Origin of the sequence: Rosenbergiella epipactidis (genome assembly GCF_018494055.1) — a bacterium.
GTDB classification, from domain to species: Bacteria; Pseudomonadota; Gammaproteobacteria; order Enterobacterales; family Enterobacteriaceae; genus Rosenbergiella; species Rosenbergiella epipactidis.
In genome coordinates, this window is record NZ_JABBFQ010000008.1 from 157,410 (window position 1) to 171,353 (window position 13,944).

The 13,944-nt window shown below is 48.9% G+C and carries 13 protein-coding genes and 1 tRNA gene; 1 reads left to right on the forward strand and 13 read right to left on the reverse strand.

Features of this window, described 5'->3' with window-relative positions; all coding sequences use genetic code 11:
* Window positions 1-10: 10 nt before the first annotated feature.
* From rlmH to miaB, 12 genes are all read right to left on the reverse strand, one after another.
* A complete protein-coding gene (rlmH, locus tag HGT71_RS12865; protein WP_048911754.1) occupies window positions 11-481 on the reverse strand; it encodes a 23S rRNA (pseudouridine(1915)-N(3))-methyltransferase RlmH in 471 nt (156 codons plus the stop codon).
* 3 nt (window positions 482-484) lie between these two features.
* Window positions 485-802 carry a ribosome silencing factor gene (gene rsfS / locus HGT71_RS12870; RefSeq protein WP_048911755.1) on the reverse strand — a complete coding sequence of 106 codons (318 nt, stop codon included), beginning with the start codon at window positions 800-802 and terminating at the stop codon, window positions 485-487.
* 93 nt (window positions 803-895) lie between these two features.
* Entirely contained in the window at window positions 896-1,540 is a 645-nt protein-coding gene (gene nadD / locus HGT71_RS12875; RefSeq protein ID WP_214218143.1) for a nicotinate-nucleotide adenylyltransferase, read from the reverse strand.
* A complete protein-coding gene (gene holA, locus HGT71_RS12880) occupies window positions 1,533-2,561 on the reverse strand; it encodes a DNA polymerase III subunit delta (protein WP_214218144.1) in 1,029 nt (342 codons plus the stop codon). The genes nadD and holA overlap by 8 nt, the downstream gene beginning before the upstream one ends.
* Window positions 2,561-3,178 carry an LPS assembly lipoprotein LptE gene (lptE, locus tag HGT71_RS12885; protein ID WP_214218145.1) on the reverse strand — a complete coding sequence of 206 codons (618 nt, stop codon included), beginning with the start codon at window positions 3,176-3,178 and terminating at the stop codon, window positions 2,561-2,563. The genes holA and lptE overlap by 1 nt, the downstream gene beginning before the upstream one ends.
* 13 nt (window positions 3,179-3,191) lie before the next feature.
* Complete coding sequence (gene leuS / locus HGT71_RS12890) at window positions 3,192-5,774, reverse strand: leucine--tRNA ligase (protein ID WP_214218146.1); 2,583 nt, start codon at window positions 5,772-5,774, stop codon at window positions 3,192-3,194.
* Window positions 5,775-5,924: 150 nt separating this feature from the next.
* On the reverse strand, window positions 5,925-7,457 hold the full coding sequence (gene lnt / locus HGT71_RS12895) for an apolipoprotein N-acyltransferase (RefSeq protein ID WP_214218147.1): 1,533 nt from the start codon (window positions 7,455-7,457) through the stop codon (window positions 5,925-5,927).
* 5 nt (window positions 7,458-7,462) lie between these two features.
* Window positions 7,463-8,344 (reverse strand): CNNM family magnesium/cobalt transport protein CorC, encoded by an 882-nt coding sequence (corC, locus tag HGT71_RS12900; RefSeq protein ID WP_062812400.1) that lies wholly within the window; start codon window positions 8,342-8,344, stop codon window positions 7,463-7,465.
* Window positions 8,345-8,419: 75 nt separating this feature from the next.
* Window positions 8,420-8,896, reverse strand: coding sequence for an rRNA maturation RNase YbeY (gene ybeY, locus HGT71_RS12905; protein ID WP_099825604.1), 477 nt, complete (start codon window positions 8,894-8,896; stop codon window positions 8,420-8,422).
* Window positions 8,896-9,945 (reverse strand): PhoH family protein, encoded by a 1,050-nt coding sequence (locus HGT71_RS12910; protein WP_099825602.1) that lies wholly within the window; start codon window positions 9,943-9,945, stop codon window positions 8,896-8,898. Before HGT71_RS12910 ends, ybeY begins: the two co-directional genes overlap by 1 nt.
* Before the next feature lie 218 nt (window positions 9,946-10,163).
* Complete coding sequence (uraH, locus tag HGT71_RS12915) at window positions 10,164-10,574, reverse strand: hydroxyisourate hydrolase (RefSeq protein ID WP_214218148.1); 411 nt, start codon at window positions 10,572-10,574, stop codon at window positions 10,164-10,166.
* 377 nt (window positions 10,575-10,951) lie between these two features.
* On the reverse strand, window positions 10,952-12,376 hold the full coding sequence (miaB, locus tag HGT71_RS12920) for a tRNA (N6-isopentenyl adenosine(37)-C2)-methylthiotransferase MiaB (protein ID WP_099825907.1): 1,425 nt from the start codon (window positions 12,374-12,376) through the stop codon (window positions 10,952-10,954).
* A 173-nt stretch (window positions 12,377-12,549) separates the two neighbouring features.
* Here miaB and ubiF point away from each other — a divergent pair, with 173 nt between their 5' ends.
* Complete coding sequence (ubiF, locus tag HGT71_RS12925) at window positions 12,550-13,728, forward strand: 3-demethoxyubiquinol 3-hydroxylase (RefSeq protein WP_214218149.1); 1,179 nt, start codon at window positions 12,550-12,552, stop codon at window positions 13,726-13,728.
* A 36-nt stretch (window positions 13,729-13,764) separates the two neighbouring features.
* On the opposite strand, the gene HGT71_RS12930 is transcribed toward ubiF, so the two are convergent.
* Window positions 13,765-13,839, reverse strand: a tRNA-Gln gene (locus HGT71_RS12930).
* Between the last annotated feature and the right edge of the window lie 105 nt (window positions 13,840-13,944).

Consider the following 13,944-nt stretch of genomic DNA (forward strand, 5'->3'; position numbering starts at 1 on the left):
GGTCGTGAGTTTATTCGCGATGGTAAGGATGGTTAGTCGTAATACTCCATGCACGATAGAGGCTTTCAGCAACTAATACTCTGACTAATGGATGGGGTAAGGTCAATGGCGAGAGTGACCAACTTTGATCTGCCGCAGCTTTACACGCGGGGGCAAGACCTTCAGGCCCACCAATCAGTAGGCTGACATCCCGGCCATCTTGCTTCCAACGATCAAGTTGTTGTGCAAGCACGGGTGTTTCCCAAGGCGTACCAGGGATGTCTAAGGTCACAATACGGTTACCTTTTCCCACTACAGCTAACATCGCCTCACCTTCTTTTTCTAGGATCCGCTTAATATCGGCATTCTTACCGCGTTTACCTGCAGGGATTTCGATAAGCTCAAAAGGCATATCGCGCGGAAAACGACGTAAGTAATCCATAAAGCCGGTTTGCACCCAATCGGGCATTTTAGTGCCTACGGCGATGAGCTGTAATTTCACTCATTAACTCCAGAGTTTCTCAAGCTCATAAAGCTGACGAGCTTCTTCTTCCATGATGTGGACGATGACTTCACCTAAATCGACGACCACCCAATCACCGGAAACTTTACCTTCTGTCCCCATTGGCTGTAAGCCTGCGAGTTTTGCTTCTTGCTTGAGATGGTCTGCGATAGACATAACATGACGCGATGAGGTACCGGTGCAGATCACCATACAATCAGTGATACTGGATTTACCGTGAACATCAATGGAAATTATATTTTGTGCTTTAAGATCGTCAACTTTGTCGACAACGAAAGCTTGGAGTGCTTGGCCTTGCAAAAGCTTCACCTTCAGTAATGATGGTTAAAAAATAAAATCCCTAGCCGCCAAAAACTGCGTTTGCTAGGGGTTGAGGCTCATTGTAACACGCTGTCAACGGGGGCGATATAAGCCAGTTTCAGCGATATACTCGATGACTGCATCGGGAAGCAAGTCCTGACACGAAAGGCCGTGGTGTAAGCGTCGGCGAATATCCGTTGCAGAGATCGTGTACAGCGAGGTATCGGCAAGGAATATTCCGCCATAGGGCTTATGCTGTAAGCTGGCCGCGTCAGTCAGATGACGAGTGATCCACGATTGGACTTTATGATCGGCATGCTGGCTGGAATAACCAGGTCGCTGAGCAACGACTAAATGGCAATATTCCAGTATCTCTTGCCATCTTTCCCATTGGTTAATACTGAGTAGCGAATCCTGACCAATAATAAAAGCTAGGGGCGCCTCTGCACCGACTTCTTCACGCAGGAGCGTTAGGGTTTCGATGGTCCATGATGGGGTGTCGCGCTCAAGCTCACGACTATCAATCGAAAAGAGTGGATCATTCTCTATCGCCCGTTTCAGTATTTCCACGCGCTGTGCTGCACTGGCTTCTGGCTGAGGCCGATGGGGCGGCACGTTGTTAGGAAGTAGGGTGACGTTTTCGAGATCGAGCAGCGAGGCAATTTCACGCGCACAATGTAAATGACCGTTATGGATGGGGTCAAAGGTTCCCCCAAACCACGCAGAGAGCTTAGACATGGTAAAGTCCTGTAGGAAACTGAGGTTGACAAATAAGCACGCTGAGCGCGTTTAATGCGGGCCAACACTCGGTAGAGAAATCTTTTTTCACAGCGATCTCTAGTGAGGCTAAATGATGAACGATATGACGTAGACGTACTCGATCCAGTCGCTGTAAAGCACCGGTATAAAGTTGACGTCTATTTTGCCAGACGCGGAGTTTGTCCATTGCCGCGCGACGCGCATCCATCGGGATAGCGGAAACTTCAAGTAAGATCATGACCTCACGTTGCAGCGTTCTCAGCAAGATGATCGGTTCCTGATCTTCTGACTGCAGCTGTTTTAACACGTGCAAAGCGCGTTTACTTTTCCCTGCCAGCAAAGCATCGATCCAATGATAAGGGGTGAAAACAGCGGCATCATAGACGGCTTCTTCTACTCGCGGCAGGGTAAGTACCCCATCAGGCCATAGCAATGACAGGCGCTCTAATGCTTGTGATAACGCTAATAAATTTCCTTCGTAATAATAACAAAGGAGACGTAACGCTGGCTCATCGATTGCTAATGACATAGCCCGACAGCGCTGCTGCACCCAACGAGGCAGTTGTTGATGATCGGGTGTATGGCAGGTCACCAATAATCCACCGTCAACTAACGCCTTATACCATCCACTGTTTTCTTGAGCTTTGGTAATTTTTGCAGCATGTATGATCAGTAATAAATCGTCATGCATTAACGAAATGAGCTGTACCAACTGACTGGCTTGGGTAGCGTTAGGACCATTTTCGGCGAGCTGCAAGATAAACACTTGTCGCTGGCTAAAAAGACTCATCGCTTGGCACTCACTAAAGAGTAAGTCCCAATCGGTATGTTGATCGATAGCGTAGGTGTGATGCTCTTCGAAGGCCTGTGCCCGAGCGGCAGCCAAAATTGTGTGCTGACTCTCTTGGTGCAGAAGGGGGTCGCTACCGACTAATAAATAGTAACGACGCAACCCATGGTTAAGTTGCGCCGTTAGTTGTTCCGGGAACACTCTGGTCATTAGTTACCGAGCGCTACACCGGCGTTACTGCTTTGTTCTGAAGTACTGGTAATCACCTCAGGTTGCCCTAATGCTGCGGATGGGGCGACAGGCGCAGTACCATTAATTTGCTGCTCAGCAGCATGAACAGCCAGTAACTGACGGACTAACTGTTCAGACGCTCTTTCACGCATTTCTTGGCTAATCATGTCTTGTTCTGAGTCTGCGGCAAGGGGGTTGCCGGAGTTATCAAAGTAAGAACGATAAACCGTGGTATGCAGTGGGAAAATACCTTTACCTGGGATGAGGATTTGGCCTGTTATGGTCATCACCAATTGGTACTCCGCACGACTACCGTCTAAGAATACAGAGGCCGTATCACGGTGATTATTTTCGCCTGCTAGGCGTAAAGTTGGCACATTCACACGCTGCGTGGCAGAGTCTTCAACCAATTTTATACCGCTTAACCGTAATTGCTGGCGTACAGCACGCGCGAGTGGGCCATAAGGATCATCGCTGGTTAAAATCATTGTTTTCATCCCTTGAGGAATTTTAGTATTCCCACGAGTATGAAAACCACAACCGGCGGTGCTAAGCACCGCGGTTGCCATCATTAAGCAGAGTAGAAAATGTCGCACATTACCTCCGGAGTTACCCAATCACTAGGTTTAACAGCTTGCCAGGGACGAAAATGGCTTTACGAATGGTCGCACCGTCTAAATATTTCGCCACTAAATGGTCTTCGGCAGCAAGGGCTTGAACTTGCTCTTGCGTAGCCTCAGCAGCAACGTTAATTTTGGCACGTACTTTACCATTAATCTGAATCACCATAACCACACTCTCTTCGACCATAGCTTGCTGATCGGCGACTGGCCATTCTGCTTCATCAATCGTCGTGGTCTGGCCTAAGGCTTCCCATAACACAAAGCAGGCATGTGGGGTAAATGGATAGAGTAGGCGTACCACGGCATTCAAGGCTTCATCCATTAGCGCACGGTCTTGCTCACTCTCTTGCGGCGCACGCGTTAGCTTATTCATTAACTCCATCACCGCCGCAATCGCTGTATTGAAGGTTTGGCGACGACCGACGTCATCAGAGACTTTGGCGATGGTTTTGTGTACTTCACGACGCAATGACTTTTGTGCATCATCGAGCGCATCAACGTCCAATGGTGCGACAGTACCTTTGCTGGTGTGCTCATGCACTAAACGCCAAACACGCTTAAGGAAGCGGTTAGCGCCTTCAACGCCAGATTCTTGCCATTCCAACGTCATCTCTGCCGGTGAGGCGAACATCATGAACAGACGAACGGTATCCGCACCGTAGCGTTCTACCATTAATTGTGGGTCGATACCGTTATTTTTGGACTTCGACATCTTACTCATACCCGCGTAGACCACTTCGCGGCCAGTATTATCAGTCGCTTTGATAACACGTCCTTTGTCATCGCGCTCGACCGTTACGTCGACAGGGGAAACCCAGTTACGCTCACCGTTTGCACCGACATAATAATAAGCATCGGCCAGCACCATGCCTTGGCAAAGTAGACGTTTCGCTGGCTCATTGGAGTTCACCAAGCCTGCGTCACGTAATAACTTGTGGAAGAAGCGGAAATACATCAAGTGCATGATGGCATGTTCGATTCCCCCAATGTATTGGTCCACCGGTAACCAGTAGTTGGCTGCTGCGGGGTCGAGCATCCCTTGGTCGTAGTGGGTGCAGGTATAACGCGCGTAATACCATGACGATTCCATAAAGGTATCAAAAGTATCCGTTTCGCGTAAGGCAGGCTGTCCGTTGACGGTGCTTTTTGCCCACTCAGGATCGGCTTTAATTGGACTGGTGATACCGTCCATCACCACATCTTCAGGCAGCAAGACGGGTAGTTGATCTTCCGGTGTCGGAACGACGGTGCCATCTTCCAGCGTCACCATTGGGATAGGCGCACCCCAGTAACGTTGGCGAGAAACGCCCCAGTCACGCAGACGGTAGTTCACTTTACGCACGCCAACACCTTTTGCGGCAAGCGCATCGGCAATCGCATTGAAGCCTGCAGCATGGTCCAGTCCATCAAACTCACCAGAGTTAACTAACTGGCCTTTAAAGGTCATGGCTTCGCGGCTGACATCAGGAACATTGCCTTCTTCGTCGCAGACTACTGGCTTAATGGTTAATTGGTATTTGCTCGCGAATTCCCAGTCACGTTGGTCGTGTGCGGGAACGGCCATCACTGCACCGGTACCGTATTCCATAAGGACAAAGTTAGCGACCCATAAAGGCAGTTTCTCACCGGTCAGCGGATGGATGACATGGAAGTGAGTCGCATGACCTTTTTTCTCCATGGTAGCCATCTCGGCCTCAGCAACCTTGGTATTACGACACTCTTCGATAAATGCAGCCAAAGCAGGATCGTGTGCCGCCGCTTCTTGAGCTAATGGGTGCCCAGCCGCAACAGCGACATAGGTTGCCCCCATAAAGGTGTCAGGGCGAGTGGTATAGACGGTCAAGGTATCACTGCGATCAGCCACCGCAAAGGTGATTTCCACCCCTTCGGAACGGCCAATCCAGTTACGTTGCATGGTTTTGACCTGCTCAGGCCATCCTTCTAAGGTATCAAGATCGTTAAGCAGCTCTTCTGCATAATCGGTGATTTTGATAAACCATTGTGGGATCTCTTTACGCTCGACTTTGCTGTCACAGCGCCAGCAGCATCCATCTACCACTTGCTCATTCGCTAAAACGGTTTGGTCATTCGGACACCAGTTAACCGCAGAGGTTTTTTTGTAAACTAAGCCTTTCTCATAAAGCTTGGTGAAGAACCATTGTTCCCAACGGTAATACTCTGGCTGACAAGTCGCTAACTCGCGGCTCCAATCGTAACCAAAGCCCAGTAATTTTAACTGGTTCTTCATGTAATCGATATTTTCATAAGTCCAAGGTGCGGGCGCTGTATTGTTTTTCACCGCAGCCCCTTCAGCCGGTAGGCCGAAAGCATCCCAACCAATAGGTTGAAGGACGTTTTTACCTTGAAGACGTTGGTAACGCGCGATCACATCACCAATGGTGTAGTTACGCACGTGCCCCATGTGGAGTCGGCCAGAAGGATAGGGAAGCATCGATAGGCAGTAATATTTTTCTTTACCTTCTTGTTCTGTCACTTTGAAGGTTTCTTTTTCATCCCAATGGGCTTGAACGTGTGATTCTATCTCTTCCGGGCGGTATTGCTCTTGCATGGCGGCCAGTGATCCTTATTAATAAGCGCGGGGCTTGATACAATGACTTTACTTAGATCCGCATAGCATACCCATAAGGCTGCCGCGCAACAACTGCCAATTCTTGTAAGTCATCATTTGTCGAGGAGAGAGCCTCCGAAGAGGCTCGAATTAGTGGGGCATTTTACGCCGTCTAAGGGCGACGATAGCACTCAGCAGGCTGATAATCCAAATTGTGATATCACCGGTCAACGCATAAGGCGTCGCGCCACGTGTAGGTGTAATCTCTGCAGTCAGCACATCAGGCTGGAATTGAGGGAGTTGTTTCACCACAGTGCCATCGGCCGCGATCACGGCGGTAATACCATTGTTGGTATCACGTAACAGTGGTTTACCTAACTCAAGCGCTCTCATCCTTGCCATCTGGAAATGCTGCCAAGGGCCGATGGAGTGGCCAAACCAGGCATCATTAGACACGGTCAACAGGAAATCAGTATCCGGACGTAGGTTGTCGCGTACCTGCTGACCCAAGACGATTTCATAGCAGATCGCGGTGGTGAGCTGATATCCCCCAAGATAAAGCGGAGATTGCGAATAGGCGCCTCGACTAAAACCTGACATTGGTAAATCGAAGAATGGGGCTAAGGGCCGTAACAGCGAGGCTAACGGAACGAATTCACCAAATGGAACCAGATGGTTCTTCTGATAGCGATCCGGGCTATAGTAGCTGTACGGGGACTGATTGCCTAAGGTAATGACGGTATTGAAGTCGTGATAGCGGTTATTGGACATTAAGCGTGAATCCACGATCCCCGTTGCCAACAAGCTCCCCCCTTGGCGCAGCTCATTATCAAGTTGATGAAGAAAGACTTGTTGATTGGTTTCTAAATCGCTGATAGCCGACTCAGGCCAGATAATCAGTTTGGCATGACCAATTTGTGGTGCAGTTAAGCGAGTATAAGTCTGTAAGCTACGGGAAAGCTGCTGTGGATCCCATTTCATACTCTGCGCAATATTACCTTGGACGAGCGCAACGGTAGTTTTTCGTTCGGGCTGTTCGTGATACCAATGGAGATAGCGTAGCGGCCAACAAACGAGTAATACGCCTACCGCCGCAATAAGATAACGGATGCGACGTTGTTGGAGTGCGAGGACCAGTGCACCAGCCATCACCATCAACAGGAAGTTGATGGTTTCAACCCCAGCGATGGGGGCAATACCTTTAAGTGGACCATCAATTTGACTATAGCCAAATTGCAGCCAAGGGAAGCCCGTCAATACCCAGCCGCGTAAAAACTCGGTCACTTGCCATAACGCCGGTGCTGCAAGCAGTAGGCGGGCAGTGCTCGCCCTCGGCCAGAAACGGTTCAAGACTAAAGCAAAGAGTAACGTAAATAGCGATAGCCAAGCGGCCAGCAGTATCACTAATAAGACATTAACGGGGCCTGGCATGCCCCCGAAGGTGGCGATACTGACGTACACCCAGTTGATTCCACTACCAAATAATCCCATGCCCCAGCAATAGCCAATTGCGGCAGCTTGCCCGGTTTTACGGTGAGTGGTCAGCCATTGCAACCCCATTAAGGAAACGAGAGCGGCAGGCCAGAAATCGAATGGGGAAAAAGCAAGGGTGCCAACGGCACCCATAATCAGAGCAAGGAGAAGGCGAATCGATTGTCGATCGATAAATTTACTGACTGCCATAAGCTTTAGTCGTCGCTAAGAGTGATAGGGGAGGCATCCTCAGGAATGCGGACATGCACTTGAATGATACGACGACGATCGGCCACGGCGACTTTGAATTGGTAGCCGTCAATCGTGATACTTTCACCGCGAGCCGGAAGGTGCCCAAAGCTTTGCATCACTAGCCCGCCAACGGTATCGACTTCATCATCGCTAAAGTTGGTATCAAATTGCTGGTTGAAATCGTCGATGGACATCAGGGCCCTGACCGTATAAGTATGACGGTTGAGCTGACGGACATCGGCATCTTCGACATCATCGTATTCATCTTCGATCTCGCCGACGATAAGCTCAAGGATATCCTCAATCGTCACGAGACCTGCAACACCGCCAAATTCATCAATCACGATAGCCATATGGTAGCGTTGTGAGCGGAACTCTTTCAACATGCGGTCAACACGTTTACTCTCCGGGACAACCACCACAGGACGTAGCACCTTTTCGATGCTAAAGGCTTCGGCATCGCTACGCATAAAGGGCAACAGATCTTTGGCCATTAAGATGCCTTCAACGTGGTCTTTATCCTCGCTGATGACAGGAAAACGAGAGTGTGCGGTATCAACAATGATATCTAGGCAGCTATCAAGTGTTTGATCACGTTTTAGCGTGACCATTTGTGAGCGAGGGATCATGATATCCCGAACCCGTTGTTGCGCAATATCCATTACGCCTTCGATCATGTCACGGGTATCTTCATCAATCAGATCTTTTTGTTCAGAATCTCGGATCAGTTCCAAGAGTTCATCACGGTTTTTGGGTTCACCGTGAAAAAGCTGGTTGAGAAGTAATGAGAAAAATCCTTTTTTATTACTAGGGGTATCATTATTTTGAGAATGGTCGTCGCTCATGGCGGTTTTATTTAGATCTCTCGTTAAGTAAACGTTGGTGGTAAGGACAACGACACTTACCACCCCTTGCAGCTATTAGGCTTCTTTTTCAGAAATGTACGGGTCAGTATAACCCAGCGCAAGCATTATCTCAGTTTCTAAGGCTTCCATTTCTTCCGCCTCTTCATCGATAATATGGTCGTAACCTAGCAGATGTAGGCTACCATGGATCACCATATGTGCCCAATGCGCTTCCAGCGTTTTGTGCTGTTCTACCGCTTCTTGTTCAACCACTTGACGGCAGATGATCAAATCACCTAGCAGCGGAAAGTCTTCAATGCCGGGTGGGGCCTCAAAAGGAAAGGATAGCACATTAGTCGGTTTATCCTTACCTCGCCAAGTATGGTTCAATTCATGGCTTTCTGCCTCATCCACTAAGCGAATAGTGACTTCACTCACTGGCTGAAACGGGCTGACTGCGGCAGTCAACCAGCGATGAAATTGTGCTTCAGTCGGTAAACCTTCTGCTGAGGCGCACACATTTTGTAAATCTAAAATAACGTCTTGTTCCATTAGTTTTCCTGGGCAGGGGCTTGTGCTTCACGCTTTCGTTCTTCTGCGCGTTCAGCACGGCGTTGCTGATCCGCTTCTTCCCATGCTTCATAGGCGGTGACGATACGTGCGACAACGGGATGCCGTACAACATCTTCGCTGTGGAAAAAGTTAAAACTCAGTTCTTTGACCTCTGACAGCACTTCGATAGCATGTTTTAAACCAGACTTTGCATTACGAGGGAGGTCAATCTGAGTAATATCCCCAGTGATCACCGCTTTAGAATTGAAGCCTATCCGCGTTAGGAACATTTTCATCTGTTCAATCGTGGTGTTTTGACTCTCATCTAAAATAATAAATGCATCGTTTAGCGTACGTCCGCGCATATAGGCGAGGGGAGCGACTTCGATCACATTACGTTCGATTAACTTCTCGACACGTTCGAAGCCAAGCATTTCGAAGAGTGCATCATACAGAGGACGTAAGTAAGGATCGACCTTTTGGCTAAGATCTCCCGGTAAAAATCCGAGTTTCTCTCCCGCTTCGACCGCTGGGCGAGTCAGCAGAATACGTCGGATTTCTTGCTTTTCTAACGCATCGACAGCTGCGGCAACGGCTAGATAGGTTTTCCCCGTCCCGGCAGGACCAATACCAAAGGTGATATCGTGGCCAAAAATATTGGCAATATACTGGGCTTGGTTTGGCGTGCGCGGTTTAATTACGCCACGTCGCGTCTGGATATTAATGGCTTTACCGAAGTTAGGGACGCTGTCGGCAGTCTGTTCCAGCACGCCACTCTCTTTGATCGCTAGATGAATATTTTCAGGCAAAATATCTTGGGTCTGACCACGAACCGGTGCGGTATCGACATAGAGATCTTTTAAGATATTTTCTGCTGCCGCGACAATTTGCGCGCGACCGGCGAGTTTGAATTGGTGATCGCGACGAGTAATCTCCAGTCCTAGGCGGCGCTCAAGGTGTTTGAGGTTGTCATCAAAAGGGCCACAAAGGCTGAGTAAGCGCTGATTGTCGGCAGGTTCAAGTGTGATTTCACGGGTTTCAATAGTCAAATTTTTCCTCTTTTATCACTTGGGTCGATCGATTACCGACGGTTGAAGAAAGCATAATGAGTCAGATTATTTACGCTGTGTGCAGGGTATGCAAGCTATCTCCCAGATGTTGGGGCGCAATCTGTAAAAACAAGGCGCGCTTCACTGATGAAGTCCCCTGCGGCAGCGACCACGCTGAGCAGGGCACAAATTCACCCTATCGATAGAGCACTGGTTCCTTAATTTCCCCGATAGGTCGAATAGCCGTATTGGCTTAATAACAGCGGGATATGGAGCTTTTCATTTTCTTGCGAGACGCTAAAAATAACCGGAATTTCAGGGAAGAAACTCGCTTGTTTCTGCTGTGCAAAGTAGTCGCCGGTCTCAAATGTGACTTTATAGACCCCTTTAGCCATTGCAGAATCCTGTGGGTAGAGGGATTTGATGCGGCCATTGCTATCGGTTTTACCGGTCGCTAATGTCTGCCAACCCTTGTCGGTCTTTTTTTCTAGGACGACGGTAACCTCTGCAGAGGGTTTACCCGTTTGCTGGTTAAGAATATGCACGCTTAATGTTCCTTCAGGCGCGGCCATGGCGGCAGGTAACCCAGCTAAACAGAGTACAGGGATGAGTGATGCAGCAACTTTCATACGGGCCTCGTAGAGTAAAATAGGATTTCCCTTTTAGCATAGTCACGAAACGCTGCGCTGTGGGGCGTAGCTTGCGATTTCGTGACACATTCATCATTACGCTTTTTTCGGCGCCAAGTTAGGGGATGTTCCGCTGAAGTATCAAGAGGGATGCTTAACCGCTTTGAGTCGAGATTTAAATGAGTCAACGCCAGGATAAGCCACTGCGCCACGTCGGCTGTAGAACAAGAACTGCTCTAGGGTGTAGTGAGGATCACCGCTTGTGCAGCAATAGATATCGGCGTTATAAAAAAAGCCCTGTATCACACAGGGCTTTGTAGAGACGAGCGAGTAACAGGTTCTGTTTTGGACAGTAGACCCTGTATTTAAGCGAAGGACTAAGGCTGAAAAACGCCCACACCCAGCTCGTTCTCTTTACGAGTACGGGCAATAACCGAGGCTGGACTTTCAACGACTCGCAGTCCCATCTCATCTTCTGTACGCACCACTTTGCCACGCAATGAGTTAGGTAGCACGTCGGTGACCTCGATATCGACAAACTTACCGACCATATCTGGCGTTCCTTCGAAGTTCACCACACGGTTATTTTCGGTACGTCCTGACAGTTCCATTACATTTTTACGTGATGTACCTTCCACCAACACGCGTTGCTCAGTGCCTAACATACGACGGCTCCAAGCCTGCGCTTGCTGATTGATACGATCTTGCAGAATGTAGAGACGCTGTTTTTTCTCTTCATCGCTGACATCGTCAGGCAAATCTGCGGCGGGAGTGCCTGGACGAGCAGAATAGATAAAGCTAAAGCTCATATCGAAATTAACATCGGCAATCAGCTTCATCGTCTGTTCGAAGTCTTCTTGGGTTTCGCCCGGGAAGCCGATAATAAAATCAGAACTGATCTGAATCGTTGGGCGAGCAGCACGAAGCTTACGAATGATAGCCTTAAACTCTAGGCCTGTATGCGCGCGTTTCATTAACATCAGAATACGATCCGCACCGCTTTGTACTGGCAGGTGTAGGAAGCTGACCAATTCTGGCGTATCGCGATAGACCTCAATGATGTCGTCAGTAAACTCAATAGGATGGCTGGTGGTGAAACGGATCCGGTCAATGCCATCGATGGCGGCCACTAAACGAATCAGTTCAGCGAAAGTACAGATTGCACCATCGTAATGTTCACCGCGATAGGCGTTAACGTTTTGTCCCAGAAGATTGACTTCACGGACGCCTTGCGCGGCCAGCTGAGCAATCTCAAACAAAATATCATCGCAAGGGCGGCTAACTTCTTCACCCCGGGTATAGGGGACGACACAGAAGGTACAATATTTATTACAGCCTTCCATGATCGACACAAAGGCCGTAGGCCCTTCAGCACGAGGCTCTGGCAGGCGGTCAAACTTCTCGATTTCTGGGAAGCTAATATCGACGACTGGGCTTTTATTGCCTCGTACACTGTTGATCATCTCTGGTAAGCGATGCAGGGTTTGTGGACCAAAAACGATATCAACATAGTGCGCACGCTGACGAATATGATCACCTTCTTGTGAGGCGACACAGCCGCCTACCCCGATAATCAGTTCAGGATTACGCTCTTTTAAGGCTCTCCAGCGACCAAGTTGGTGGAAAACCTTTTCTTGTGCTTTTTCACGGATAGAACAGGTGTTGAGAAGTAACACATCGGCTTCGTCGGCATTCTCGGTTAAAGAATAGCCGTGAGTGCTGTTGAGGAGATCTGCCATTTTAGATGAATCGTATTCGTTCATCTGGCAGCCCCAAGTCTTAATATGTAATTTTTTCGTCATCGAATGGGCCATTGATTTAGTGCAAGGATCGGCTAGCCGCATATTGTAATGCTTTGCTGCTGTTGTGACCAGTATAACGGATAATCTGTTTACTACGAAAATTACGGTACACTATATAGATTATCTTAATTTCACGAAGCACAGACTAAGTGTTTCGTCGCAGAGGATGTGCTATGCAGACAGAGCATTTTGACGTGGTAATCAATGGGGGAGGCATGGTCGGTGCGGCCTTGGCCTGTGGCTTAAGGCAACAAAATTTTCGTGTAGCGGTGATTGAGCGCCGAGAGCCTGAACCCTATGTACCGTCCTCTCTGCCTGACGTGAGAATTTCTGCTATCAGCCGTACCTCTGTCGCGTTATTAGAGGAAATCGGGGCTTGGTCAGAGATTTTGGCAAGGCGCTGCGCGCCATACCGTCAATTGGAAACCTGGGAATGGCAAAGTGCGAAAACGGAATTTAGCGCTGCACTGCTTAACTTACCGGAATTGGGCTTTATGGTAGAGAATCAAGTGTTACAGCGTGTACTGTGGGAGCGGATGCAAGCCTTATCGGTGACGTTATTTTGTCCCGCGACGCTCGATACTATGACCTATCTGCCTGAACAGGAAAAGTGGGCGGTGGTCTTAGATCAAGGTACTGCAATAACCTGTTCATTATTAGTTGGAGCGGATGGCGCACATTCTCAAGTTAGACAAGGCGCAGGTATTGGTATTCAAGGGTGGGATTATCAGCAATCTTGCATGTTGATTTCAGTGGAGTGCGAACAAGAACCTGGAGATACCACGTGGCAACAGTTCACGTCGCACGGCCCTCGGGCCTTTTTACCCCTCTATGATCGCTACGCCTCATTAGTATGGTACGACAGTGCTGCACGCATAGAACAATTGAAAAAACTGACTCCGACACAGTTAGATGAAGCGATCGTCCAGCATTTCCCCGCGCGTGTAGGCAAAGTGAAGACTTTACGCAGTGGTGCTTTCCCCTTAACCCGTCGGCATGCAACCGCCTATGTTAAACCTGGTATCGCGTTAGTCGGCGATGCAGCGCATACGATTAACCCTTTGGCGGGGCAGGGCGTCAACCTCGGCTATCGCGACGTCGATGCGCTTATCGATGTATTGGTCAGCGCGCGTCGAACGACAATGCCTTGGTGGCGGCTTGAGACATTAAAACGTTATCAGCGTAAACGCCATGCTGACAATTTGATCATGCAAACGGGGATGGATGTATTCTATTTTGCGTTCAGTAATCAGCATGCTCCGTTGGAAATCCTAAGAAATGTCGGATTGATGGCGGCGCAACGAGGTGGATGGCTAAAACGAAAAGCATTGAGTTATGCATTAGGGTTGTAGAAATGAATAGACGTCAGCGAGAGTTGGCGTTTTTTTTGGCTGGGATACCTGGATTCGAACCAGGGAATGCCGGTATCAAAAACCGGTGCCTTACCGCTTGGCGATATCCCAATTGAATTCATTACAACTATTGGTATTTAAATGGTGCGGAAGGCGAGACTTGAACTCGCACACCTTGCGGCGCCAGAACCTAAATCTGGTGCGTCTACCAATTTC